The organism is Streptomyces sp. NBC_01723, from assembly GCF_036246005.1.
Taxonomy (GTDB): Bacteria; Actinomycetota; Actinomycetes; order Streptomycetales; family Streptomycetaceae; genus Streptomyces.
The window spans coordinates 5,253,837-5,278,588 of sequence record NZ_CP109171.1; the positions used below are offsets into that span (position 1 = coordinate 5,253,837).

A 24,752-nucleotide genomic window follows, 5' to 3' on the forward strand; every position below is an offset into this window, starting at 1 on the left:
CGTCCCCGCCTTCGTCGTGCCCGCCCACCGCCGACACCCGTCCGGCGGACATCCGCAACCCGTACGGACCGTACGGGTGTGCGCCGTGCCACGAGCCCCCCGAAGCTGAGCGGGAACGCACCAGCGGACGAGTCAGGGCACGAGGAGGCACTCCATGCGCGGAGCGACGCACGCCAAATGGGCCGCATGCGCGGCGGCGGTAGCCCTCGCGGCGACGGCCTGCGGCGGCGGGGGCGGGGACAGCGGTGGGGACAGCGGCGGCGTGCTCAGCTCCTCGTGGGGCGACCCCCAGAACCCGCTGGAGCCGGCCAACACCAACGAGGTGCAGGGCGGCAAGGTCCTCGACATGATCTTCCGGAACCTGAAGAAGTACGACCCGAAGACCGGCGAGGCCAAGGACATGCTCGCCGAGAAGATCGAGACCTCCGACTCGCAGACCTACGACATCACCGTCAAGGACGGCTGGACCTTCAGCAACGGCGAGAAGGTCACCGCCCAGTCCTTCGTCGACGCCTGGAACTACGGCGCGAGCCTGAAGAACAACCAGCGCAACGCCTACTTCTTCGCCTACATCGACGGCTACGACAAGGTGCACCCCGAGGACGGCGGCGACCAGAGCGCCGACAGGCTCTCCGGGCTGAAGGTGACCGGGGAACGCACCTTCACCGTCAAGCTCAACCAGAAGTTCTCCAGCTTCCCCGACACCCTCGGCTACAACGCCTTCGCGCCGCTGCCCAAGGCGTTCTTCGACGACCACGACGCCTGGCTCCAGAAGCCCGTCGGCAACGGCCCCTACCAGGTCGACAACTACACCCGCGGCAACCAGATGTCGCTGCGCACCTGGGACCAGTACCCCGGCGACGACAAGGCCCAGAACGGCGGCGTCGACCTGAAGGTCTACACCGACAACAACACGGCCTACACCGACCTGATCGCCGGCAACCTCGACCTCGTCGACGACGTCCCGGCCGCCCAGCTCAAGAACGTGAAGAACGACCTCGGCGACCGGTACATCAACACCCCGGCCGGCATCATCCAGACCCTCGCCTTCCCGTTCTACGACGGCGACTGGAACAAGTCCGGGTCCGAGAAGGTGCGCAAGGGCCTGTCCATGGCGATCGACCGCAAGCAGATCACCGACACGATCTTCCAGCAGACCCGTACCCCGGCCACCGACTGGACCTCGCCGGTCCTCGGCGAGGACGGCGGCTACAAGGCGGGCCTCTGCGGCGACGCCTGCGACTACAACCCCGAAGAGGCGAAGAAGCTGGTCAAGGACGGTGGCGGCCTCCCCGGCGGCCAGGTCAAGATCACCTACAACGCCGACACCGGCTCCCACAAGCAGTGGGTCGACGCGGTCTGCAACTCCATCAACAACGCCCTGGACAACGACCGCGCCTGCGTCGGCAACCCGGTCGGCACCTTCGCCGACTTCCGCAGCCAGATCACCGACCGGAAGATGAGCGGCCCCTTCCGCGCCGGCTGGCAGATGGACTACCCGCTCATCCAGAACTTCCTCCAGCCGCTCTACTACACCAACGCCTCCTCGAACGACGGCAAGTGGTCCAACCAGGAGTTCGACGACCTCGTCGACAAGGCCAACGGCCAGACGGACGAGGCCGAGGCCGTCAAGACCTTCCAGCAGGCCGAGGAGGTCGTCCGCGACAACATGGCCGCCATCCCGCTCTGGTACCAGAACGGCAGCGCCGGCTACTCGGACCGCCTCACCGACGTGGAACTCAACCCGTTCAGCGTCCCGGTGTACAACGAGATCAAGGTGAGCTGAGGGGGCGCCATGGGACGCTACGTCGTCCGGCGGCTGCTCCAGATGATCCCGGTCTTCATCGGGGCCACGCTGCTGATCTTCCTGATGGTCAACGTGATGGGCGACCCCGTCGCGGGACTCTGCGGCGACCGGGAGTGCGACCCGGCCACCGCGGCCCAGCTGCGGAAGGAGTTCGGCCTCGACAAGCCCGTCTGGCAGCAATACCTGACCTACATGGGCAACGTCTTCACCGGCGACTTCGGCACCGCCTTCAACGGCCAGCCGGTCACCGAGCTGATGGGGACGGCCTTCCCGGTCACCATCCGGCTCACGATCATCGCGATCCTCTTCGAGATCGTCGTCGGCATCGTCCTCGGCGTCGTCACCGGCCTGCGCCGCGGCCGCCCCGTCGACACCGGGGTGCTGCTGCTCACCCTGGTCGTCATCTCCGTGCCCACCTTCGTCACCGGCCTGCTGCTCCAGCTGCTGCTCGGCGTCAAGTGGGGCTGGATCGACCCGGCCGTCTCCTCCGAGGCGCCCTTCGACGAGCTGATCGTCCCGGGCCTGGTCCTCGCCTCGGTGTCCCTGGCCTACGTCACCCGGCTGACCCGCACCTCCATCGCGGAGAACCGGCGCTCCGACTACGTCCGCACGGCCATCGCCAAGGGCCTGCCGCGCCACCGGGTCATCACCCGGCACCTGCTGCGCAACTCCCTCATCCCCGTCGTCACCTTCATCGGCACCGACATCGGCGCCCTGATGGGCGGCGCCATCGTCACCGAGCGGATCTTCAACATCCACGGCGTCGGCTACCAGCTCTACCAGGGCATCCTGCGCCAGAACACGCAGACCGTGGTCGGCTTCGTCACCGTCCTGGTCCTCGTCTTCCTCGTCGCCAACCTCGTCGTCGACCTCCTGTACGCCGTACTCGACCCGAGGATCCGCTATGCCTGAACAGGAGCCCTACGAGCCCGAGCGCGCCATCGCGGGCACCGGCATGGGCGGCACCATGGACCTGGGCGCGAGCGAGGCCGTGACCCTGGAGAAGGCACCGGGCCCCGACGGCGGCAGCCCGCAGGACAAGCCCCGCAGCCTCTGGTCCGACGCGTGGCACGACCTGCGCCGCAACCCCGTCTTCATCATCTCCGCGCTGGTGATCCTCTTCCTGATCGTCATCTCCATCTGGCCGTCGCTGATCGCCTCCGGCAACCCCCTCAAGTGCGACCTCGCCAAGGCCCAGGAGGGCTCCCAGCCCGGCCACCCCTTCGGCTTCAACGGCCAGGGCTGCGACGTCTACACCCGCACCGTCTACGGCGCCCGTACCTCCGTGGCGGTCGGTGTCCTCGCCACCCTCGGGGTCGCCGTCCTCGGCAGCGTGCTCGGCGGGCTCGCCGGGTTCTTCGGCGGGGGCGGGGACGCGGTGCTGTCCCGGATCACCGACATCTTCTTCGCGATCCCGGTCGTCCTCGGCGGCCTGGTGCTGCTCTCCGTGATCACCAGCAACACCGTGTGGCCCGTCATCGGCTTCATCGTGCTGCTCGGCTGGCCGCAGATCTCCCGCATCGCCCGCGGCTCCGTCATCACCGCCAAGCAGAACGACTACGTCCAGGCCGCCCGCGCCCTCGGCGCCTCCAACTCCCGGCTGCTGCTCCGGCACATCGCGCCCAACGCCGTCGCTCCCGTCATCGTCGTGGCGACCATCGCGCTCGGCACCTACATCTCCCTGGAGGCGACCCTGTCCTTCCTCGGCGTAGGCCTGAAGCCGCCCAGCGTCTCCTGGGGCATCGACATCTCCGCCGCCGCCCCCTACGTCCGCAACGCCCCGCACGCCCTGCTGTGGCCGTCGGGCGCGCTGGCCGTCACCGTCCTCGCGTTCATCATGCTCGGCGACGCGGTGCGCGACGCCCTCGACCCGAAGCTGAGGTGAGCCGGCGCCATGCTGCTCGAAGTGCGCGACCTGCACGTGGAGTTCCACACCCGGGACGGTGTCGCCAGGGCCGTCAACGGCGTCAGCTACGGCGTGGACGCGGGCGAGACCCTGGCCGTCCTCGGCGAGTCCGGCTCCGGCAAGTCCGTCACCGCCCAGACGATCATGGGCATCCTCGACATCCCGCCGGGCCGGATCACCTCGGGCCAGGTCCTCTTCGAGGGCCGGGACCTGCTGAAGCTGAAGGAGGAGGAGCGCAGGAAGGTCCGTGGCGCCGAGATGGCGATGATCTTCCAGGACGCGCTGTCCTCGCTGAACCCGGTCCTGACCGTCGGCGACCAGCTCGGCGAGATGTTCACCGTGCACCGGGGCATGTCCCGCAAGGACGCCCGCGCCAAGGCCGTCGAGCTGATGGACCGGGTCCGCATCCCGGCCGCGAAGGAGCGGGTGCGGCAGTACCCGCACCAGTTTTCCGGCGGCATGCGCCAGCGCATCATGATCGCCATGGCGATGGCCCTGGAGCCCAAGCTGATCATCGCCGACGAACCGACCACCGCCCTCGACGTCACCGTCCAGGCCCAGGTCATGGACCTGCTCGCGGAACTCCAGCGCGAGCTGCACATGGGCCTCATCCTCATCACCCACGACCTGGGCGTGGTCGCCGACGTCGCCGACAAGATCGCCGTCATGTACGCGGGCCGCATCGTCGAGACCGCCCCGGTCCACGACATCTACAAGAACCCCGCCCACCCCTACACCCGCGGCCTGCTGGAGTCGATCCCGCGCCTGGACCAGAAGGGCCAGGAGCTGTACGCCATCAAGGGCCTGCCCCCCAACCTCACCCGCATCCCGCCCGGCTGCGCCTTCCACCCGCGCTGCCCGATGGCCCAGGACGTCTGCCGCACCGACGTACCGCCGCTGTACGACGTCACCGAGTCCGACGCGGAGCGGGGCAGCGCCTGCCACTTCTGGAGGGAGTGCCTGCATGGCTGAGCCGATCCTTCAGGTCACCGGGCTCGTCAAGCACTACCCGCTGACGACCGGCATCCTCTTCAAGAAGCAGGTCGGCGCGGTGAAGGCGGTCGACGGCGTCGACTTCCACCTCGACCGCGGCGAGACCCTCGGCATCGTCGGCGAGTCCGGCTGCGGCAAGTCCACGGTCGCCAAGATGCTGGTCAACCTGGAGAAGCCGACAGCCGGCGAGATCCGCTACAAGGGCGAGGACGTCACCCGGCTGTCCGGCAAGGCCCTCAAGGCGGTCCGCCGGAACATCCAGATGGTCTTCCAGGACCCCTACACCTCCCTCAACCCCCGCATGACGGTCGGCGACATCATCGGGGAGGCGTACGACATCCACCCGGAGGTGGCGCCGAAGGGCGACCGGCGGGCCCGCGTCCAGCACCTCCTGGACGTGGTCGGCCTCAACCCGGAGTACATCAACCGCTATCCCCACCAGTTCTCCGGCGGCCAGCGCCAGCGCATCGGCATCGCGCGCGGCCTCGCCCTGCGTCCGGAGATCATCGTCGCCGACGAACCCGTCTCGGCCCTCGACGTCTCCGTCCAGGCCCAGGTGATCAACCTGATGGGCCGCCTCCAGGACGAGTTCGACCTGTCCTACATCTTCATCGCGCACGACCTGTCGATCGTCCGGCACATCTCCGACCGGGTCGGGGTGATGTACCTCGGCCGCATCGTGGAGACCGGCCGGGACGCCGAGATCTACGACCACCCGACCCACCCCTACACCCAGGCCCTGCTGTCCGCCGTACCGGTGCCCGACCCGGAGGCCCGGGAGCGCCGGGAGCGGATCATCCTGGCCGGCGACGTCCCGTCCCCGACGAACATCCCCTCCGGCTGCCGCTTCCGCACCCGCTGCTGGAAGGCGAAGGAGCGGTGCGCGCTGGAGGTACCGGCCCTCGCCGTCCCCGCGGAGTTCCGCTCGGTCTCCGGACCCGCGGCCCACGACTCGGCGTGCCACTTCGCGGAGGAGAAGCAGGTGGTGCCGCCCGAGACGGACGGCGACGCCGGGCACGGCAGCGGGCCGGGGTGACATGGCGCTCCCCGGCCCGCTTACGGCACCCGCACGGCCGTACGCTGAACAGCCTCGCGCGTCCGTATATCGGAGCCGCTTCGGCGAAGTTGCCTGTGTGTTAAGGCGGTTGGCGTACGGGTGACGCAAGTCGTCACGACGGTGCGGGCAGCGACCGCTTGAGGAAGTCGACCTGGAGCCGCAGCAGGTTCTCGGCGACCGACTCCTGCGGGGTCATGTGCGTGACGCCGGACAGCGGCAGCACCTCGTGCGGGCGGCCGGCCGCCAGCAGGGCCGAGGACAGGCGCAGGGAGTGCGCGACCACCACGTTGTCGTCGGCGAGCCCGTGGATGACCATCATCGGGCGGTGCGGCTCGGCGGCGTCCACCAGCCCGGCGTCGTCGATCACCGAGTTGCGCCGGTAGACGTCCGGCTGCTCGCCGGGGTCGCCGAGGTACCGCTCCTGGTAGTGGGTGTCGTAGAGCCGCAGGTCGGTGACCGGCGCCCCGACCACCGCCGCGTGGAAGACGTCCGGCCGGCGCAGGGCCGCCAGCGCCGCCAGGTAGCCGCCGAAGGACCAGCCGCGCACGGCGACTCGGTTCAGGTCCAGCGGGAAGTCGGCGGCGAGTGCCTGGAGCGCGTCGACCTGGTCCTGGAGCACGACCGCGGCCACGTCGTCCTTGATGGACTTCTCCCAGGCGGGGGAGTGCCCCGGCGTGCCCCGCCCGTCGGCGACGATCACCGCGAACCCCTGGTCGGCGAACCACTGCGAGGTGAGGTGGGCGTTGTGCGCCGCGACCACCCGCTGGCCGTGCGGGCCACCGTACGGGTCCAGGAGCACCGGGAGGAGGGTGTCACCGTGGTAGTCCGTTGGCATAAGCACGGCGCACGGGACAGCGCGTGCGCCCCCTCGGGTGAGTGTCACGCGCGGGGACAAACCGGGGTCTTCGGCATACGAGGCGACGGTGGCCGCCGTCTTGCCGTCCCGCAGAACCCGCGCCCGGGCGCCCGGGTGGCCGAGCGTCGCGGAGACCAGAACGGACACGTCCCCGGAGCGCACCGCGGTGTGCACGCCGGGCTCCTGCGAGACGCGCTCCACGCCGAGTTCGTTCACCCGGTAGACGTGCACCTCGCCCGTCTCCGGGTCGGCCGCCTCCGCGCCCGCCGACGCCGAGACCAGCACGTCGTCGTCCCCGACGTCCAGCACCGCCCGCAGGTGCAACTGGCCCCCGGTCAGCAGCCGTTCACCGACCGCCAGCACCCGCGCACCCCCCTCGTCGGCGATCCGCACCAACTGCCCGGACGGGCTCCAGCAGGGCACGCCGGGGAAGAGTTCCAGCCAAATTGGATCTTCGTCGGCGTGCACCATCCGGGTCGTCCCGGACACCGTGTCCACGGCCAGGAACAACTGGCTGCGCTGGTCGCGCGCCTGTACGAGAAGGAGTGGCGCACCAGACGCTGACCAGTGCACTCGCGCCAGATACGGGTACCGTGCCCGGTCCCACAGAACCTCCGTGCGCCCCCCGTCGACGCCGAGGACGAACAGCCGTACGTCCGCGTTGGCGGTGCCGGCCGCCGGGTACGGCACGTGTTGTGGATCACGCTCGGGGCGGGCCGGGTCGGAGATCCACCAGCGCTGCACGGGCGTGTCGTCCACCCGTGCCACCAGCAGCCGGTCCGAGTCGGGGCTCCACCAGAAGCCCCGGCTGCGGCCCATCTCCTCGGCGGCGATGAACTCGGCGAGCCCGTACGTGACGCCCTCGCCGTCCGCCTCGGCCAGGGCCCTGTCCCCGTCCCCCTCGGCGCCCACGACCCGCAGGCCGCCCTGCGCGACATAGGCGATGTGCCGGCCGTCGGGGGAGGGGCGGGGGTCGATCACCGGCCCGGGCGTGGACAGTTCGCGGGCGGTGCCGGCCCGCAGTTCGGCCGCGAAGAGCCGCCCGGAGAGGGCGAAGGAGGCCAGCTCGACCGCCGAGTCGGTGGCGTATCCGACGATGCCCGCACCTCCCTCACGGCTGCGCTCGCGCCGTGCCCGTTCCTCGGGCGACAGGGCCTCCTCGGCGCCGCCGAGGAGGGCTCGCGGGTCGGCGGCGACGCGCTCCGTGCCCCCGTCGATGTCGAGAACCCAGAGGGAGTTGGCCCGGTCCGTGCCGGAGCCGGAGCGCAGGAAGGCGACCCGTGAACCGTCGGGCGCCACGGTGAACGAACGCGGCGCGCCGAGCGTGAACCGCTGGGTGCGGGCGTGCCGTTTGGGGAAGGAGTCGGACTCGGTCGTCATGCCTCGACCATATTGGCCATGCGCCCCCTTGTGCGGCCGTGCGCCGAGAGATGCGCGCGCACGGATAGTTATGATCACTAGCGCATAGTGGGTATCAACCAGGTGCCCGCAGCGTGGATTTATCTGCGTGCACTGTCCCAAGCTCCGACTGCGACCGACCCCCCCATGTCCCTGGGCCTATTGGAGGTGAGCCGCCGTGGCACTCTCGATTTCGGCGGTTGTGCTGCTGGCGATCATCGTCTTCCTGCTGGTCAAGAAGTCCGGTCTGAAGGCGGGGCACGCGGTGGTGTGCATGCTGCTCGGCTTCTACCTGGCTTCCTCGACCGTCGCGCCCACGATCAGTGAGCTGACGACGAACATCGCGGGGATGATCGGGAGCATCAACTTCTGACGGCGGCCACGAAGTCGGCCCAGGCCCCCGGAGTCAGCGCGAGCCGGGGGCCGGCGTCCGGGCGGTTCTTGGAGTCGCGGACGTGGACGGCGCGGGGTTCGAGGGCGACCTCCACGCAGGAGTCGCCTTCGCTGCCGCTGCTGTAGCTGCTCTTGAACCATGCCAGGCTGGTGTCGCGGTTCATGTCTCCCCCAGCAGTTGTTCGATGAAGGCTGTCGACTGACGCGGTGAGAGGGCCTGAGCCCGGATGATCCCGTACCGCAGTTCCAGGATACGGAGTTGCCTGGGGGCCGACACGGGCCGTCCACCGGCGACGGCAGGCGAGCGCCCGACCGCCGACCCGTCCGCGAACTTCAGTACCTCGATGCCGCCGTCCACCCCCGCGTGTTCCTCGCGGTCCATCGGCATCATCTGAAGCTCGATGCTGGGCAAGCCGCTGACTTCCAGCAGATGCGCGAGCTGATCGCGCAGGGTCTGCCTCCCGCCCAGTGGGCGCCTGAGCGTCCACTCCTCCAGGATGAAACCGAGTTCGGGTGCGGGCTCCCGATCGAAGATCGCCTTGCGTGCGACGCGCGCCGCGATGAAGCGCTCGATCTCGTCGGCTGCGTAGGTGGGACGCCGCATCGACAGAAGGGCTCGCGAGTACTCGGGGGTCTGCAAGAGGCCGTGGATGTGCAACGGGTCGTACAGCTGAAGCTCCACCGCCCGCGCCTCCATCTGCGCGAGATCCCGCACCTTCTTCGGATACCGGACCCTCCGCACGTCCTCCTTCATCGCGGAGATGAGCCCGCCCGCGTCCAGCACGCGGTCCGCCGTGTCCAGGTAGTCGAGCCGGGGGATCCGCTTCCCGCCCTCGACCTTGTAGACCAGGTCCTCCCCGTACCCGACCGCCACCGCGAAGTCGGCGGCCCGCATGCCCGCCGCCTCGCGCCGCAGCTTCAACTGCCGCCCCACCGTCGCGATCACGGCGAGCGCCCAGTCGTCGTTGGGGTCCACCTCCCACCCCGGCTCGTCCACCTGCTCCGTCTCGACGTCCACCGACATGTCGCGCCCCTCCGTACTCCCGTGCCGTACCGCCACGCCTTACCCGGAGCAACGCACGGACAGCCCGGACGGCACTGGACAAGCCCTGGACAGTCCCGGACGCGCTTTCCTCAGGCACCGGAACCCGCGTCCTCGTGCTCCGGTGCCGCAAACGGCCAAAGACCAAGAAGGAAGAGGGAAAGAACCCGACCAAGCCCCACCCTCTCCGCCCGTGGCCAAAGCTCACTCGGGCGGGTGAACATCCCGGGCTCGGCTGGATTTCGTGGCGGCCGAGGCTCCACGCTCGGCGCAGGACAACAGCAGACATGCGACGGCCCCCGCCGGGACGGCAATCCCAATGCGAGGGCCTGACCACCGAGGAAGAGAGAACCTTCCCGATGGGTACCCAGAACCCTAGCGCGCCCCCGCACGCCCAGGCCCGCCCTGCGGGCAACAAGCACCCGAACCGGCGGCGTTCGAACACCGGCGGGCTCGTGCACGACAACACCCGCCACACCACCCGCTTCACGGTGGTCGGCAACCACCTGGCCCAGCACGCCGAGCTGTCGCTGCTCGCGATCGGGCTCGGCCTCCACCTCCAGTCGCTGCCCAAGGGCGCCCAGGCCGACATCAAGACCCTCGTCGCCCGCTTCCCCGAGGGAGCCACCCGCATCTCCGCCGCCCTGCGCGAACTGGAAGCCCACGGCTACCTGCGACGGGAACGCGTACGGGCCCCCGACGGCCGCATCGTCACCCGCACGGTCTCCTGCAACCAGCCCGCGGCGACCCGCCGGAAGTGCGAGTCGCGAGAGCAGCCGCAGAAGGCCGGGCAACAGAAGTCCGAGCAGCCGGGCACACGAGAGAAGCGCCCGCCCCGCAAGCCGCTCCCCGCCGTCCCGCGCCCCGGGTTCCCCGCCCAGACGCTGCTCCAGGCGGCCACCGACCTTCTCGCGGACCTCCGTCGCCACGACTCCCGCCTGCTCCTCTCCGCCTGCGACACGGCCCACCTGGCCCCCGGAGTCGCCGCCTGGCTGGAGCGCGACGTCTCCCCGGCGGCCGTACGCCACGCCCTGACCGCCGATCTGCCCGCCGAGGGGCCGCGCCGCCCCGCCGCCCTCCTCGCCCACCGGCTCACGGCACAGCTGCCACCCCCGCCCCCGTTCCGCGCGCCCGCCGCGCCACCGTCCGTACGGCACCCCCTCCAGACCTGCGACGACTGCGACCGCGCCTTCCGCGCCCCGGAACCCGGCCGCTGCCGCGACTGCCGAACCGGACACCCGCGGGCCGCCTAGCATGAACGGGACGATCCTTGCCCCTGGGCACAGACGAGGAGCGAGCCCCATGACCACCGCACAGGACCACGCACGCCAGGGCGCCTCCCACATCTACCGGGCCATGCGGGACGTCGTTCAGTCGATGGACGACGCCGACACCGTCCCGGGCAGGTTCGAGATCACCAGGAAAGGGATCGTCCACGACATGATGGCGCCCATCGGTCCGCACGAGCTGACCACCCTGCATCTGCGCAAGCGCCTTGAGAAGGTGATGCCGGAGGAGATCGTCGCCCACACGGGGGAGCCCGACGTCGAGGACGCGCACGAGGGCGTCATGCGCCGCCCCGACGTGATGGTGATCGACCTGGTGGACATGGATGTGCCGGGCTCCTTCGACCCGCGCACGCTGCACGCGGCCATCGAGGTCGTCTCGCGTTCCAACCCGGACAACGACTGGGTGGGCAAGGTCGGCGACTACCCTCTGATCGGGGTGCCGGTCTACGCGGTCTTCGACCCCCGCACCGGAACCGGCGCCGTCTTCACCGACATCCACGCCACCCCGGACGGCCCTCGCTACGCCACCCGCAAGGACTTCGTCTACGGCGAGGAGGTCACCGTAGCCGAGTGGACGATCTCCACGGACGGTCTCCCGCGTTACAAGGACGAGGACGCGTCCTCATAGGGTGGAGCCCATGACGGACCTCCCCGCCCGGCGTCTGCTGCTGGTGCACGCGCACCCGGACGACGAGTCGATCAACAACGGCGTCACCATGGCCAGGTACGCCGCCGAAGGCGCCCACGTGACGCTGGTGACCTGCACCCTCGGTGAGCGGGGGGAGGTCATCCCGCCCGGGCTGGCGCACCTGTCCGGTGCCGCCCTGGGCGGACACCGCAGGGGTGAGCTGGCGGACGCGATGCGCGCCCTCGGCGTCGAGGACTTCCGGCTGCTCGGCGGGCCGGGCCGGTTCGCGGACTCCGGGATGATGGGCCTGCCCGACAACGACGACCCCGGCTGCCTGTGGCAGGCGGACCTCGACGAGGCCGCCGCGCTCCTCGTCGAGGTGATCCGCGAGGTACGTCCCCAGGTGCTCGTCACCTACGACCCCGACGGCGGCTACGGCCACCCCGACCACATCCAGGCCCACCGCATCGCCATGCGGGCGGTGGAGCTGGCGGCCGAGGCGGGCTGCCCGGTGGAGAAGGTGTACTGGAACCGCGTCCCGCGCTCCCGCGTCGAGGACGACTTCGCACGCCTCCGTGCCGACCTGCCGGGCACGCCGTTCGACAGGGCGGCCGGCGTCGAGGACGTACCGGGCGTCGTCGACGACGGGAAGATCACCACCGAGATCCGCGGCGAGGGCACCGCGTACGCCGCCGCCAAGGCCGCGGCGATGCGCGCCCACGCCACGCAGATCACGGTCGCCGAACCGTACTTCGTCCTCTCCAACGACCTGGCCCAGCCGGTCCTCACCACCGAGTACTACGAACTCGTGCGGGGCGAGCGGGCCGGTGAGGGGCGGGAGAGCGACCTCTTCGCCGGGATCGGGACCGGAACCGGGACCCACGAGACACAGGAGGCGTCGTGAGCGGACGCACCCCGCCGGCCACCTCCGCGCCGGCCCAGCCCCTGCGCCCGCCCTCGCTCGGCCGCGCCGCCCTCTATGTGGGGCTCTTCGTACTCGGCGCCGTGATCGGCGTCGCCGGGGCGCTGCTCCAGCCGGCCTGGTTCCCCGGGGGGCTGCTGCTGGCCCTGGCCGCCGAGGCCGGGCTGTGTCTCGGGGCGGGCCGTGCCGTGGGACGCCGGGGCAGCGCCGTCGCGCCGGCCGCCGGCTGGGCGCTCGCCGTGGTGCTGCTCACCACCAGCCGCCCCGAGGGCGACTTCGTGTTCGCCGCGGGGATCGGCTCCTATCTCTTCCTGCTCGGTGGGATCGCGGTTGCTGTGATGTGCGCCACCCTCGCGCCGGTGAGGCAACCGGACGGCGACGCCGCCCGACTTCGCAAGTGACGTACTACTTCGCCATAGCGTGCTCGTGCGAGTCCCGTGTGGGTTTCCCCGGCGGTCACGGGATACGCGTGAGAAGTGGCCAGTATGGTGGTGCGCGCCGCCGAGCCGCCCGCTCCGAAGGGGTGACGGGCGGCGGAGCCAACCGGGAGAACCTGCTTTGAGTCGTGAAACTGACAGTTCGTCCTCCGGGCCCCACGGGCGCGGCGGAGCCGCGTACCCGTCGGGCACCCCGCCCTACGGGACACCCACGGCTTCCGACGCCGGTGCGGACGCGGGCCGTTCGGCCGCGCGACCGGAGGAGCGCAAGACCGAGACGACGCTGACGACCCGTATCCGGATCAACATCCCCGGGTCGCGGCCCATCCCGCCCGTCGTCGTGCGCAAGCCCGTCACGGACGCCGAGGGCGGCGCGGGCGACGCGGAGACGACGGCCGAGCAGCCCGCGCCCAGCGCGGCCGCGCCCACGAGCGCGCCCGAGGCTCCCGCCGAGCCCGCCGGGTCCGCCGAGGAGAAGCCGACCAGCGACTGGTTCGCGCCCCGCAAGTCCGGTCCCGGCAAGAGCACTCAGGGCGGCGGCTCCACCAACGGCGCCGGTGTGCCCGGAGGTTCGGGCCCGGCACCCGGTGCCCCGGCCGGCACACCCGGCGCGGGCGCGTCCGGTGCCGGTGCGCGTCCGGGAGGCGGCAGCGGCCGTCCCGGGGGCGTCGTCGGCTCCATGAACGTGCCCGGCGGCTCCCGGCCCGGCTCCACGAACGGCGCCGGTCTCCCCGGGGCGACCGGCGGCCCCGTGGCGCCCGGCCACGGCGGAGGCACCGGTTCCTTCGACGTGACCGAGGCGCTGGCGGCCGGACCGCTCGGCGGCAACGGCGCCCGCCCCGGCACCGGCCCCGGCGGCGAGCCGCGCCGCGACGACCTGCCGTACTTCTCCGGCGACGGACCGGGCACCCAGGGCGCCGGCCCGAAGGGGCAGTCCCCCTACGGCGGCGGCCCGGGCCCCGCGGGTCCGACCGGCGGCCCGGTCACCGGAGAGGGCCGGCTCTCGCCGCCCCCGGTGGGCGACCTCGGCGATCTCGGCGACTTCGGCGCCCCCGGGGCGGCCGCGGGGACCGGAGCGCCCCCGGCACAGCGCGGGCCCGCGCCGACCGGCGTGCGGGGCCCGGGAGGTCCCGCCGCCCCCGGCAGGACGCAGGGCCCCGGCACCGGTCCCGGCGGTGGTCTCAGCGACGACACCGCGATCCTCACCCCGCAGAAGCCGGCCCCCGAGCCGGGCACGCCGGGCTACGGCAACCCGGACAACATCTCCGGCAACACCGTCACCAGCGGCATCCCCGTCGTACCGAGCGAGCGCACCGCGCCGTTCCAGGGCCCCGGCGGCGACGGGCCCCTGCCGCACACGCCCCCCAAGCTGCCCGAACCGGTCTCCACGCCCCCGGCCGGCTCCGCCAAGCCCGCCAAGAAGAAGGGGCGCGGCAAGCTGCCGCTGCTCGTCGGCGGCGTGGTCGTGGTCGCCGGTGTCACCTACGGCGCCGGCCTGCTGATGAACCGCTCCGACGTGCCCAAGGGCACCACCGTGCTCGGCGTCGACATCGGCGGCGGCACCCGCGACGACGCCGTCGAGAAGCTGGACGACACGCTCGCCGCCCGCGCGGGCAAGCCGCTGAAGCTCACGGTGGGCGGCGAGACCGTCTCCCTCAAGCCGGACCAGGCCGGGCTCCAGCTCGACTCGCAGGCCACCGCCAGCTCGGCGGCCAAGAGCGACTACAACCCGGTCTCCGTCATCGGCTCGCTCTTCGGCCAGAAGCGGGTCGTCGACCCGGTCATGCCGGTCGACGAGGAGAAGCTGCACGCCGCCCTGGAGGACGCGGCGGGCGGCGCCGGATCCGTGACCGAGGGCACGATCAAGTTCGAGTCCGGCAGGGCCGTGCCGGTCTACGGCAAGGCGGGCAACGGCATCGACGTCGCCAAGTCGACCGAGTCCGTGCAGGCGGCGTACCGCACCCAGGTGGAGACCGGCACCGCGGCCGCGGTGAGCGTGCCGACGACCACCCAGCAGCCGACGGTCTCCAAGGCCGAGGTCGACCGGATGCTGAAGGAGTTCGCCGAGCCGGCCATGTCGGGCATAGTGACGGTCCGGGCGAGCGGCGCCGAGGTCAAGTTCAGCCCCGAGAAGTCGCTCTGGAAGTTCCTCGGTGTCACGGCCGTCGGCGGCAAGCTGGTCGACAAGCCCGACCTGAACGCCCTCAAGGGCCTCTACGGCCAGACGTTCGACGGCGTGCTCATCACCCGCGCCAACGGCAAGAAGACGCCCGTCACCCCCGAGGACGTCTACGGCGCCCTGCGCCAGGCCCTGAAGAGCAAGACCGACCGGGTGGCCGTCATCGAGACCAACCCGACCTGACGAAACAGCTCCGCCAGGGGGTGCCGGGTGCCCCCTGGCCGGGCCGGCGCCCAGGCGCCCGCGTCAGTTCAGCATCGCGCGAGCGGCCCGCGCCTCCCCCCGGACCTCCTCCGCGACCTCCTCGTCCACCGCCCCCACGACCTCCGCGTACGCCTCCAACTCCCCGGCCCCCGCCGAGAACTCCCCCCGTCCCACCAACAACCGCGCCCGCTCGTACCGCAACCGCGCCGCATGCGCAGGCAGCAGCAGCGCCAGCTCGATCGCCCACAGCCCGACCGCCGACTCCTCGGGCCGGCCCGCCGCCCACGCCCGGATGTTGTTGAGCACCCGCGCCACCACCTCCAACGGCGCCGCGGGCTCCAGCATCGACGGCCGCAGCCCCGCCCCCGTCGCCCCGGCGACCAGCACCTCCGCGTCCCCGCCGCCGAGCACCCGGCCGCCGTCGAACGGATCGGCGAGCACCCGCTCCTCCTCCGGCCCGAACCCGACCACGAAGTGCCCCGGCAAGGCGACCCCGTACACCGGCGCCCCCGCCCGCCGGGCGACCTCCAGCCACACCACCGACAGCATGATCGGCAGCCCGCGCCGCCGCCGCAGCACCTCGTGCAGCAGGGACGACTCCAGCCGCTGGTAGTCCGCGGCGACCCCGTGGAACCCGTACCGCTCGCCGAGCAGATCCCGCAGCGCCACCGCCCAGGCCCGCGGCGAACCCGGCCGGAAGGGCAGCTCCCCGGCCAGCCGGTCCAGCTCCACCTGCGCGGCGTCGAGCCCCGCCTCGTCCAGCCCCCCGTCCGCCTCCGCGCCCAGCAGCAGGCACAGCGTGGCCAGGTCGGGCCGCTCGGACCGCGCCTCCTCGGCGAACCGCCCCCGCACCTCGGCGGAGCGCTCCGGCGAGGGCGGCCGCAGGTGCCCCGTCACGGCGTCGCCGTCCCGGCGTCCGCGGGCTCACGGTAATGGTGGTACGCGTGGTGCGCCGAGAAGCCCATCCCGGCGTACAGCGCCCGCGCCCCCGCGTTCTCCGTCTCCACCTGGAGCCACGCCGCCGACGCGCCCTCGTCCAGCGCCCGCCGGGCCAGCGCGGCCATCACGGCGGTCGCGAGCCCCCGGCGCCGCTGCGCGGGGTCGACCTCGACGGCCGCGAAGGAGGCCCACCGCCCGTCCACCACACACCGCCCGATGGCGGCCGGGGCGTCCGCGCCGGGCACCGTGGCGAACCACACCGAGGGGCCGCCGCCCAGCACCCGCAGGGCCACCTCGCTGACGCCCTTGCGCTGGTACCGGCCCAGCCACGCGTCGTCCGCGTCCCGGGACAGGACCACGCCGGCGCCCTCGGTCAGGTCGGCCACCGGCGCCAGGGCGCCGGTCCACACCTCGGCCGACACCTCACGCACCCAGCCCCGCCGCTCCAGCTCCGCGCACAGCCGCTCCTGGGTGCCCTCCGCACCGGTGGCGGTCTGCACGAACGCGGGCAGCCCGCGCGCGCCGTACCAGCGGCGTACGGCGCTCAGCGCGTCGTCGAGCGGCAGCCCCGGATCGCCGAGCGGGAGCACGGAGTTGGCCCGCCGCGTGAAGCCGGCCGCCGCCCGCAGCTGCCACTCGCCGAGCCACTCGCTCTCGACGGGCGGCCAGGCCCGCGCCGCGATCCGCGCCAGCTCCTCGTACGACGCGGCGGGACCGCGGCGGCGCGCGGGCGCGGACGGCACGACCTTCCCGGCGACCAGGGCCGACTCCGCGATACGTACCGACTCGCCACCCTTCCGTGTGATCAGCAGCACACCGTCGGTCCACGATGTGAGAACACCAACCGTGTCGGTGAACTTCTCACCCGCGCCACCCGGTTCGCTCAAGCGCCGCACGGAGACTCGTTTGCCCACGTCAGCAGCGGTGATACGAACCTCAAGACGCCCGGCGGCAGAGATTTCCACGGGTCTGTCCACCCCTCCTGTTCGGATCATGCCCAAGAACGGAGATACTAGGGGCGGGCATCGACGACGCCGCGCTCCCGCGCGCCAGGCGGCGGAGCCTGAGGAGGCCCGCCAGCGCCCTATCGAGGAGGAACGACAGCGTGACCTACGTCATCGCGCAGCCTTGTGTCGACGTGAAGGACAAGGCGTGCATCGAGGAGTGCCCGGTCGACTGCATCTACGAGGGCCAGCGGTCCTTGTACATCCACCCGGACGAATGCGTCGACTGTGGTGCCTGTGAGCCGGTCTGCCCGGTCGAGGCGATCTTCTACGAAGACGACACTCCGGAGGAGTGGAAGGACTACTACAAGGCGAACGTCGAGTTCTTCGACGAGCTCGGTTCGCCGGGCGGCGCCAGCAAGCTGGGTCTGATCGAGCGCGATCACCCCTTCGTCGCCGCGCTGCCGCCGCAGAACCAGTAAGAGCGGCCCGTACCAGCGCCGCCTCGGTCCCGTACGGCCTGATCGTTCCGATCGGCGCGGTACGGGACCGAGGCGTTTGCCGCAGGACGAAGACGAAAGAGAGCCAGCATCGTGTCCGCAGTCTCCGACCGGCTTCCCACCTTCCCCTGGGACAAGCTGGAGCCGTACAAGAAGACGGCCGCGGCCCACTCCGACGGCATCGTCGACCTCTCCGTCGGCACGCCGGTCGACCCGGTCCCCGAGCTGATCCAGAAGGCCCTGACCCACGCGGCGGACTCTCCGGGCTACCCGACCGTCTGGGGTACCCCGGCGCTGCGCGACGCGATCACCGGCTGGGTGGAGCGCCGCCTCGGCGCCCGCGACGTCACCCACCGCCACGTGCTCCCCATCGTCGGCTCCAAGGAACTCGTCGCCTGGCTCCCGACCCAGCTGGGCCTCGGCCCCGGCGACCGGGTGGCCTTCCCCCGCCTGGCCTACCCGACCTACGAGGTCGGCGCGCGCCTGGCCCGCGCGGAGTACGAGGCGTACGACGACCCGACCGACCTGGACCCGGCGGGGCTCAGGCTGCTGTGGCTCAACTCGCCGTCGAACCCGACCGGCAGGGTGCTGCCGAAGGCGGAGCTGGCCCGGATCGTGGCCTGGGCCCGCGAGCACGGCGTCCTCGTGGTCTCCGACGAGTGCTACCTGGAGCTGGGCTGGGAGGCCGACCCGGTCTCCGTGCTGCACCCGGACGTCAACGGCGGCTCCTACGACGGCCTGGTGGCCGTGCACTCGCTCTCCAAGCGCTCCAACCTCGCCGGCTACCGCGCGGCCTTCCTGGCCGGCGACCCGGCCGTCCTGGGCCCGCTGCTGGAGATCCGCAAGCACGGCGGCATGATGACCTCGGCGCCGACGCAGGCGGCCGTGGTGGCGGCCCTCGGTGACGACGAGCACGTGCGCGTCCAGCGTGAGCGGTACGCGGCCCGCCGCACGGCGCTGCGCGAGGCACTGCTCGGCCACGGCTTCCGCATCGAGCACAGCGAGGCCAGCCTCTACCTCTGGGCCACCCGCGACGAGTCCTGCTGGGACACGGTCGCCCACCTGGCCGAACGCGGCATCCTGGTGGCCCCCGGCGACTTCTACGGCCCCGCGGGCGACCACTTCGTCCGGGTGGCCCTGACGGCCACGGACGAACGCGTCCGGGCAGCGACAGACCGCCTGAAGTCCTGACGCCTGTCGGGCTCTCGGCCCGGCGGCCCGGCTGTGGGCAGTCGTTCCGCAGGGCGGAACGGGTGGGCACAGCCACCGACGCCGGGCAGTCGTTCCGCAGGGCGGAACGGGTGGGCACAGCCACCGACGCCGGGCCACGGCCAACACACGCCCACCGCACCGACGTAGGCACGAAAAAACGCCGGGACCCAGGAAGGAAGACCCTGGGCCCCGGCGCCGTACAAGCCCGGCGCTAGCCGATCGGCAGACCCTGCACCGGCAGCCCGCCCTTGCCCAGCGCGTCCGTCGGCAGCCCGCCCTTCGTGGCGGTCCGCGCCGTGTCACCGACGATGTCCCCGGTGAGACCCGCCACCTGCCCGGCGGCGCCCTGCGCGGCCGGGGTGGCCTTCTTGACGACCGAGCCACCAGTCTTGCCGGCCTTGGGCGCGGCCTTCTTGACGGTGGCCTTCTTGACGGCCTTGCTGCCGGTGTCGCCCGCGGTCGCGGTCAGGCTCTGGGCGGCGGAGTCCACGGTGGTGCCGACGTTCGCGCCGTCCAGGGCGGTCAGTCCCCCGAGGTTCGGGGTGGCGGGCACTTCGGGAGCCGCGCTGGCGGAGCCGGCCGCACCGACCCCGGCGGCCGCTCCCGCAGCGACGAGCAGCGCGGCACGGGCGATCCGGCGGGTCAGGGGGAGGGACATGATGCTCCTTCGACGGAAGTCAACTGGTGAGGTACCGAACCGATCCCGGCGGGTGAACCACCGGGCTCGGACGCAGTGACTACCGCTCGAAGGCGGCGAAGGTTGCGGCGGCACAGCGTAAAGAGTTGGCAATGTGTCGCATTATCGGGTGCACAGAAAAACGGGCAAAAGGGCTCCGGTCGGAAGGACTGCCGAATCCTTACAGCCCTTGATTTTCCCGAGCTGCGGAACGTTGGGGGGTGACCACGCGAAAAGGCGTGCTCCGCCCGACCCGAGGCCCGCGCGCGTCACCCGCGGGAGTGACGGATCGTACGGGTGACCGTTACCGCATGGACGTGATGCGCACCGCGCCCGCCGCCCGCTCCGCGCCCTGGGCGCCGCGGGTGCCCGACGGGGCCCACTTGCTGTCGGTGTTGCCCGCGGTCCACTCCCGGCCCGCGTACGAGACCCGCTCGACGTGCAGCGAGGAGGCGTTGGCCACCGCCCAGTGCGCCAACTGCCAGCCGCGCTGCCGCAGGTCCTCACCGTCGTCCGAGGCGGCGTCGGCGGTCACGGGCAGCGTCACGGTCCGCTCGTCGGCGCCGTCACCGTCGGGGGACGCCGCGGCCGGTTCCGCCGAGGCGTCGCCCGCCGTCGCGCCGGCCGGCTGGAACACCGCGCGCCCGAAGTCCCGCACCAGCGCCGCGCGTACCGCGTCCGGCCCCTTCTCCCGCGTCGCGCCGGGGCGTCCGTCGCAGGTCAGGGTCGCCGCGGACCGTCCGGTCAGGGCGGCCGCGAGCAGCGTGGCGTCCGGCTCGTGCTTGGCGTACGCGTCGGGGAAGGCGCTGCGCTGCACGCGCTGGGCGGCGTCGGTCAGTTCGAGGTCCTGGTAGCCGGGGATCTCGACCAGGTGGTCGTAGAACAGGCCCGCCGAGTACGCCGGGTCCATGATCTTCTCCGGCGTGCCCCAGCCCTGCGAGGGGCGCTGCTGGAACAGGCCGAGCGAGTCCCGGTCGCCGTGGTCGAGGTTGCGCAGCGTGGACTCCTGCAGCGCGGTCGCCAGCGCTATCGTCACCGCCCGCTCCGGCAGCTTGCGCGCGGTGCCCACGGCGGTGATCGTCGCCGCGTTCACCGCCTGCTCCGGCGTGAACTCGTACGTCGTCCCCTCGCTCCCGCCGGAGACCACCTTGCAGCCGGGAGCGCCCGCGCCCCCGGTGACGTACTGCACCGCCAGATAACCGGCGACGGCGAACAGGGCCATGGCGGCCGCGCCGGAACGGACGAGGCGGCCACGGCGCTTGGGCGACGGGGAGGGCTGAAGCACGCGTACAAGGTACTGGAGGGTAGGGTCCGGTGTACGCCGGGTACGCACAGTGCCCGAAAGGGCGGGGGCGTTAGGGTCGGAGCCATGGCCGACACCCCGCTTGACCTCACGCTGGACGCCGCCGAGCTTACCGCGCGGCTCGTCGACTTCCCCTCCGAGAGCGGCACCGAGAAGCCGCTGGCGGACGCGGTCGAGAGCGCCCTGCGCAGCCTGCCGCACCTGACGGTCGAGCGGTACGGCAACAACGTCGTCGCGCGGACGGACCTGGGCCGCGCGGAGCGCGTGATCCTGGCCGGCCACATCGACACCGTCCCCATCGCGGACAACGTGCCGTCCCGGCTCGACGAGGACGGCGTCCTGTGGGGCTGCGGCACCTGCGACATGAAGGCCGGCGTCGCGGTGCAACTGCGCATCGCGGCCACCGTCCCGGCCCCCAACCGCGACCTGACCTTCGTCTTCTACGACAACGAAGAGGTCGCCGCCGACCTGAACGGCCTGAAGCACGTCGCCGAGGCGCACCCCGAGTGGCTGGAGGGCGACTTCGCGGTGCTCCTCGAACCGTCCGACGGGCAGGTGGAGGGCGGCTGCCAGGGCACCCTGCGGGTGCTGCTCAGGACGTCGGGGGAGCGGGCGCACTCGGCACGGAGCTGGATGGGCTCCAACGCGATCCACGCGGCCGCCCCGATCCTCGCCCGCCTGGCCGCCTACGAGCCCCGCTACCCGGTGATCGACGGCCTGGAGTACCGCGAGGGACTGAACGCGGTCGGCATCACGGGCGGAGTCGCCGGCAACGTCATCCCCGACGAGTGCGTGGTCACGGTCAACTTCCGCTACGCCCCCGACCGCAGCCCCGAGGACGCCCTCGCGCACGTGCGCGAGGTCTTCGCGGACTGCGGGGTGGCCGAGTTCGTGGTCGACGACCACAGCGGCGCGGCCCTGCCCGGCCTCTCCCACCCGGCCGCGGCCGCCTTCATCGAGGCGGTGGGCGGCACTCCGCAGCCCAAGTACGGCTGGACCGACGTGTCCCGCTTCTCGGCGCTCGGCGTACCGGCGGTGAACTACGGCCCGGGCAACCCGCACCTGGCGCACAAGCGGGACGAGCGGGTCGAGGTCGCGAAGGTCCTCGCGGGCGAGGAGCGCCTGCGGTCCTGGCTGACGGCTTGATCCACGCGCGCCGGAAAGGGGTTTACCCCGGCGCGTGGCGGACATGCTGAGGTCCCTCGTACGTAACCCGCGTAGATCTACGCTGAGGTGGAAGAACCTGCAACTGGAGGGAGCGCGCATGGCTACTGGCAACCCCGAGGGCAAGAAGCGGCCACCGGAGGAGCAGCGCCTGGGCCCTGTCCTCCGGCGGCGGGGTCAGGTCCAGAAGAGCACCACGGACCAGCGCCTGCTGGACGAGCGCGCTCCGACGGACTGGGTGCACACCGACCCCTGGCGGGTCCTGCGCATCCAGTCGGAGTTCATCGAGGGCTTCGGCACGCTCGCCGAACTGCCCCCCGCGATCAGCGTCTTCGGCTCCGCCCGCACGCCGGTCGACTCGCCGGAGTACGACGCCGGTGTCCGGCTGGGCCGCGGCCTGGTCGAGGCGGGCTTCGCGGTCATCACCGGCGGTGGGCCCGGCGCCATGGAGGCGGCCAACAAGGGCGCCCTGGAGGCGGAGGGCATCTCGGTCGGCCTCGGCATCGAGCTGCCCTTCGAGCAGGGGCTCAACCCCTACGTCGACATCGGCCTGAACTTCCGCTACTTCTTCGTCCGCAAGATGATGTTCGTGAAGTACGCGCAGGGCTTCGTGGTCCTGCCCGGCGGCCTCGGCACCCTCGACGAACTCTTCGAGGCCCTCACGCTGGTGCAGACCCAGAAGGTCACCCGCTTCCCCATCGTGCTCTTCGGCTCCGACTACTGGGGCGGCCTGGTCGACTGGCTCCGGGGCACCCTGGTGGCCCAGGGCAAGGCCGCCGAGAAGGACCTCCTCCTCTTCCACGTCACGGACGACGTGGACGAGGCGGTCGCCCTGGTCTCCAAGGAGGCGGGCCGCTAGCTTCCGGCCGGGCGGGGGCTCCGGCTCCCGCCCTTACGCCAGCCCTCGCCGCGCCACCGCCGGCTCCCGGTGGCCCGCGATCGTCGCCACCATGTCCAGGACCTGCCGGGTCTCCTCCACCTCGTGCACCCGGTACACCCGCGCGCCCAGCCACGCCGAGACCGCCGTGGTCGCCAGCGTCCCGAGCACGCGCTCCTTCACCGGCCGGTCCAGGGTCTCCCCGACGAAGTCCTTGTTCGACAGGGACACCAGCACCGGCCACCCCGTCTCCACCATCTCCCCGAGCCGCCGCGTCGCCTCCAGACTGTGCCGGGTGTTCTTCCCGAAGTCGTGCCCGGGATCGATCAGCACCGACTCCCGCGGCACCCCCAGCGCCACCGCCCGCTCGGCCAGCCCCAGCGTCACCCGCAAGATGTCGGCCACGACGTCGTCGTACGTCACCCGGTGCGGCCGCGTCCGCGGCTCAGCGCCCCCGGCGTGCGTGCACACCAGCCCCACCCCGTACCGCGCGGCGACCTCCGCCAGCTTCGGGTCGACCCCGCCCCACGCGTCGTTCAGCAGGTCCGCCCCCACCTCGCACACGGCCTCGCCGACCTCGTGCCGCCAGGTGTCCACGCTGATCACGACGTCCGGGAACCGCCGCCGCACCTCCGCGACGAACCCCACCGTCCGCCGCGCCTCCTCCTCGGCCGACACCTCGTCGCCGGGCCCGGCCTTCACCCCGCCGATGTCGATGATCGCGGCCCCCTCGGCCACCGCCCGCTCCACGCGCGCGAGAGCGGGCTCGTCGAGGAACGTGGCCCCCTGGTCGTAGAAGGAGTCCGGGGTCCGGTTCACGATCGCCATGATCACCGGCTCGTGCGCCGCGAATACACGCCTGCCCAGCCTGAGCATCCCCTGTGACATCTCCTCGTCCATACCGTTCTCTCGTCCCAGTGCCGTTGGCTGTCAGACTCGCATGGCACGATCTGACCCGACACAACCGACCCGACCCAACCGATCCGACCGTGGGGGCCTCAGCGATGGTCATGTTCCTGTTCCTCGTCATCGCGCTGGTCGTCGTGGTGGCCGGAGTGACGCTGGCCGTGGTGAGCGGCGGCGACAGCGGGCCGCTGCCCGACGCCGACCCCGAACGGCTCCGGGACTCCCTGCCCCCCGACCGCCCGGTGGGCCGCCCGGACGTGGAACGGCTCCGCTTCCCGCTCGTCCTCCGCGGCTACCGCATGACGGACGTCGACGACGCCCTCGCCCGCCTCGGCGCCGAGCTGGCCGAGCGCGACTCCCGCATCGCCGACCTGGAGTCCGCCCTGGCCGGTGCCCGGGCCGCCGCCGCCCACCAGCACGTGGTGATGGACAAGCCGGCCCCGGAGGAGCAGCAGTGAGCACCGGCGAGGCCGTGGCCGGCCCGGACGGCGCGCTGCGCTGCCCCTGGGCCCTGTCCACCGCGGACTACGTGACGTACCACGACGAGGAGTGGGGCCGGGCGGTCCACGGGGACGGCGCCCTGTACGAGCGGCTCAGCCTGGAGGCCTTCCAGTCCGGCCTGTCCTGGATCACCATCCTGCGCCGCCGCGCCGGCTTCCGGGCCGCCTTCGCCGGCTTCGCCATCGCCGACGTGGCCGCCTTCACCGACGAGGACCGCGAGCGGCTCCTCGCCGACGAGGGCATCATCCGCAACCGCGCCAAGATCGACGCGACCCTCGCCAACGCGCGCGTGCTCGCCGACTGGGCGCCGGGCGAGCTGGACGAGCTGATCTGGTCCCACGCCCCCGACCCGGCGGCCCGCCCCGCCCCGAAGACCCTCGCCGACGTCCCCGCCATCACTCCCGAGTCCACGGCACTGTCCAAGGCTCTGAAGAAGCGGGGCCTGCGTTTCGTGGGCCCCACGACGGCATACGCCCTCATGCAGGCGTGCGGCCTGGTCAACGACCACTTGGAGACATGCGCCGCAAGAAACGCCCCATAAGGGGCGCGGGGCTGTATCGATGTGCGGCTCCGCCGCGTGGGCGCGATCAACCACGACGCACCCGCACCCTCCGACGGC

25 protein-coding genes are annotated in these 24,752 nt (G+C 72.1%); 17 read left to right on the top strand and 8 right to left on the bottom strand.

Annotation, left to right across the window (positions count from 1 at the left end):
- Positions 1–154 precede the first annotated feature (154 nt).
- The 5 genes from OIE75_RS24500 to OIE75_RS24520 are packed head-to-tail and all read left to right on the top strand — an operon-like array spanning position 155 to position 5,742.
- A complete protein-coding gene (locus OIE75_RS24500) occupies positions 155–1,786 on the top strand; it encodes a peptide ABC transporter substrate-binding protein (protein ID WP_329472146.1) in 1,632 nt (543 codons plus the stop codon).
- Positions 1,787–1,795: 9 nt separating this feature from the next.
- Positions 1,796–2,719 (top strand): ABC transporter permease, encoded by a 924-nt coding sequence (locus OIE75_RS24505; RefSeq protein ID WP_122616061.1) that lies wholly within the window; start codon positions 1,796–1,798, stop codon positions 2,717–2,719.
- Positions 2,712–3,692, top strand: a complete 981-nt coding sequence (locus OIE75_RS24510) for an ABC transporter permease (protein WP_307014964.1) — start codon at positions 2,712–2,714, stop codon at positions 3,690–3,692. The genes OIE75_RS24505 and OIE75_RS24510 overlap by 8 nt, the downstream gene beginning before the upstream one ends.
- Positions 3,693–3,701: 9 nt before the next feature.
- Complete coding sequence (locus OIE75_RS24515; RefSeq protein ID WP_307014965.1) at positions 3,702–4,685, top strand: ABC transporter ATP-binding protein; 984 nt, start codon at positions 3,702–3,704, stop codon at positions 4,683–4,685.
- Positions 4,678–5,742 (top strand): ABC transporter ATP-binding protein, encoded by a 1,065-nt coding sequence (locus tag OIE75_RS24520; protein ID WP_307014966.1) that lies wholly within the window; start codon positions 4,678–4,680, stop codon positions 5,740–5,742. Before OIE75_RS24515 ends, OIE75_RS24520 begins: the two co-directional genes overlap by 8 nt.
- Positions 5,743–5,875: 133 nt before the next feature.
- Here the strand turns inward: OIE75_RS24520 and OIE75_RS24525 are convergent, their stop codons facing one another.
- Positions 5,876–7,999, bottom strand: a complete 2,124-nt coding sequence (locus OIE75_RS24525) for a S9 family peptidase (protein WP_329472147.1) — start codon at positions 7,997–7,999, stop codon at positions 5,876–5,878.
- A 196-nt stretch (positions 8,000–8,195) separates the two neighbouring features.
- On the opposite strand from OIE75_RS24525, the gene OIE75_RS24530 reads away from it, so the two are divergent.
- Positions 8,196–8,390: a hypothetical protein gene (locus OIE75_RS24530; RefSeq protein ID WP_029393692.1), complete on the top strand. Its 195-nt coding sequence runs from the start codon at positions 8,196–8,198 to the stop codon at positions 8,388–8,390.
- Here the strand turns inward: OIE75_RS24530 and OIE75_RS24535 are convergent.
- Positions 8,380–8,574, bottom strand: a complete 195-nt coding sequence (locus OIE75_RS24535) for a DUF397 domain-containing protein (protein ID WP_329472148.1) — start codon at positions 8,572–8,574, stop codon at positions 8,380–8,382. The genes OIE75_RS24530 and OIE75_RS24535 overlap by 11 nt on opposite strands.
- Entirely contained in the window at positions 8,571–9,434 is an 864-nt protein-coding gene (locus tag OIE75_RS24540; protein ID WP_329472149.1) for a helix-turn-helix domain-containing protein, read from the bottom strand. Before OIE75_RS24540 ends, OIE75_RS24535 begins: the two co-directional genes overlap by 4 nt.
- A gap of 377 nt (positions 9,435–9,811) precedes the next feature.
- Between OIE75_RS24540 and OIE75_RS24545 the strand changes: the two genes are divergently transcribed.
- From OIE75_RS24545 to OIE75_RS24565, 5 genes are all read left to right on the top strand, one after another.
- On the top strand, positions 9,812–10,705 hold the full coding sequence (locus OIE75_RS24545; RefSeq protein ID WP_329472150.1) for a helix-turn-helix domain-containing protein: 894 nt from the start codon (positions 9,812–9,814) through the stop codon (positions 10,703–10,705).
- Positions 10,706–10,754: 49 nt separating this feature from the next.
- A complete protein-coding gene (locus OIE75_RS24550) occupies positions 10,755–11,369 on the top strand; it encodes a Uma2 family endonuclease (protein WP_307014971.1) in 615 nt (204 codons plus the stop codon).
- 10 nt (positions 11,370–11,379) lie between these two features.
- Positions 11,380–12,273, top strand: a complete 894-nt coding sequence (mshB, locus tag OIE75_RS24555; RefSeq protein WP_329472151.1) for an N-acetyl-1-D-myo-inositol-2-amino-2-deoxy-alpha-D-glucopyranoside deacetylase — start codon at positions 11,380–11,382, stop codon at positions 12,271–12,273.
- Complete coding sequence (locus OIE75_RS24560) at positions 12,270–12,692, top strand: DUF6113 family protein (RefSeq protein ID WP_329472152.1); 423 nt, start codon at positions 12,270–12,272, stop codon at positions 12,690–12,692. The genes mshB and OIE75_RS24560 overlap by 4 nt, the downstream gene beginning before the upstream one ends.
- Positions 12,693–12,849: 157 nt before the next feature.
- Positions 12,850–15,090, top strand: coding sequence for a hypothetical protein (locus OIE75_RS24565; protein WP_329472153.1), 2,241 nt, complete (start codon positions 12,850–12,852; stop codon positions 15,088–15,090).
- A 63-nt stretch (positions 15,091–15,153) separates the two neighbouring features.
- On the opposite strand, the gene OIE75_RS24570 is transcribed toward OIE75_RS24565, so the two are convergent.
- Together OIE75_RS24570 and OIE75_RS24575 are read right to left on the bottom strand one after the other, a co-directional pair.
- Positions 15,154–16,008 (bottom strand): transglutaminase-like domain-containing protein, encoded by an 855-nt coding sequence (locus OIE75_RS24570; RefSeq protein WP_329472154.1) that lies wholly within the window; start codon positions 16,006–16,008, stop codon positions 15,154–15,156.
- Entirely contained in the window at positions 16,005–17,015 is a 1,011-nt protein-coding gene (locus tag OIE75_RS24575) for a GNAT family N-acetyltransferase (protein ID WP_307014976.1), read from the bottom strand. Before OIE75_RS24575 ends, OIE75_RS24570 begins: the two co-directional genes overlap by 4 nt.
- 140 nt (positions 17,016–17,155) lie before the next feature.
- On the opposite strand from OIE75_RS24575, the gene fdxA reads away from it, so the two are divergent.
- Positions 17,156–17,476 carry a ferredoxin gene (fdxA, locus tag OIE75_RS24580; RefSeq protein WP_003973842.1) on the top strand — a complete coding sequence of 107 codons (321 nt, stop codon included), beginning with the start codon at positions 17,156–17,158 and terminating at the stop codon, positions 17,474–17,476.
- A 111-nt stretch (positions 17,477–17,587) separates the two neighbouring features.
- On the top strand, positions 17,588–18,685 hold the full coding sequence (locus OIE75_RS24585; RefSeq protein WP_329472155.1) for a bifunctional succinyldiaminopimelate transaminase/glutamate-prephenate aminotransferase: 1,098 nt from the start codon (positions 17,588–17,590) through the stop codon (positions 18,683–18,685).
- Between the two features lie 232 nt (positions 18,686–18,917).
- On the opposite strand, the gene OIE75_RS24590 is transcribed toward OIE75_RS24585, so the two are convergent.
- Complete coding sequence (locus OIE75_RS24590) at positions 18,918–19,364, bottom strand: ATP-binding protein (RefSeq protein ID WP_329472156.1); 447 nt, start codon at positions 19,362–19,364, stop codon at positions 18,918–18,920.
- A gap of 322 nt (positions 19,365–19,686) precedes the next feature.
- Positions 19,687–20,667: a heavy metal transporter gene (locus OIE75_RS24595; RefSeq protein WP_329472157.1), complete on the bottom strand. Its 981-nt coding sequence runs from the start codon at positions 20,665–20,667 to the stop codon at positions 19,687–19,689.
- Between the two features lie 84 nt (positions 20,668–20,751).
- Here OIE75_RS24595 and dapE point away from each other — a divergent pair, with 84 nt between their 5' ends.
- Positions 20,752–21,831 (top strand): succinyl-diaminopimelate desuccinylase, encoded by a 1,080-nt coding sequence (dapE, locus tag OIE75_RS24600; RefSeq protein WP_125494855.1) that lies wholly within the window; start codon positions 20,752–20,754, stop codon positions 21,829–21,831.
- Positions 21,832–21,949: 118 nt separating this feature from the next.
- Entirely contained in the window at positions 21,950–22,708 is a 759-nt protein-coding gene (locus OIE75_RS24605) for a TIGR00730 family Rossman fold protein (protein ID WP_307014981.1), read from the top strand.
- Positions 22,709–22,741: 33 nt separating this feature from the next.
- Here OIE75_RS24605 and folP read toward each other — a convergent pair whose 3' ends face one another.
- Positions 22,742–23,602, bottom strand: a complete 861-nt coding sequence (gene folP / locus OIE75_RS24610) for a dihydropteroate synthase (protein WP_307018122.1) — start codon at positions 23,600–23,602, stop codon at positions 22,742–22,744.
- Between the two features lie 128 nt (positions 23,603–23,730).
- On the opposite strand from folP, the gene OIE75_RS24615 reads away from it, so the two are divergent.
- Positions 23,731–24,090 (top strand): DivIVA domain-containing protein, encoded by a 360-nt coding sequence (locus OIE75_RS24615; RefSeq protein WP_122616075.1) that lies wholly within the window; start codon positions 23,731–23,733, stop codon positions 24,088–24,090.
- Positions 24,087–24,674 (top strand): DNA-3-methyladenine glycosylase I, encoded by a 588-nt coding sequence (locus OIE75_RS24620; RefSeq protein ID WP_307014982.1) that lies wholly within the window; start codon positions 24,087–24,089, stop codon positions 24,672–24,674. Before OIE75_RS24615 ends, OIE75_RS24620 begins: the two co-directional genes overlap by 4 nt.
- The last annotated feature ends 78 nt before the right edge of the window (positions 24,675–24,752 follow it).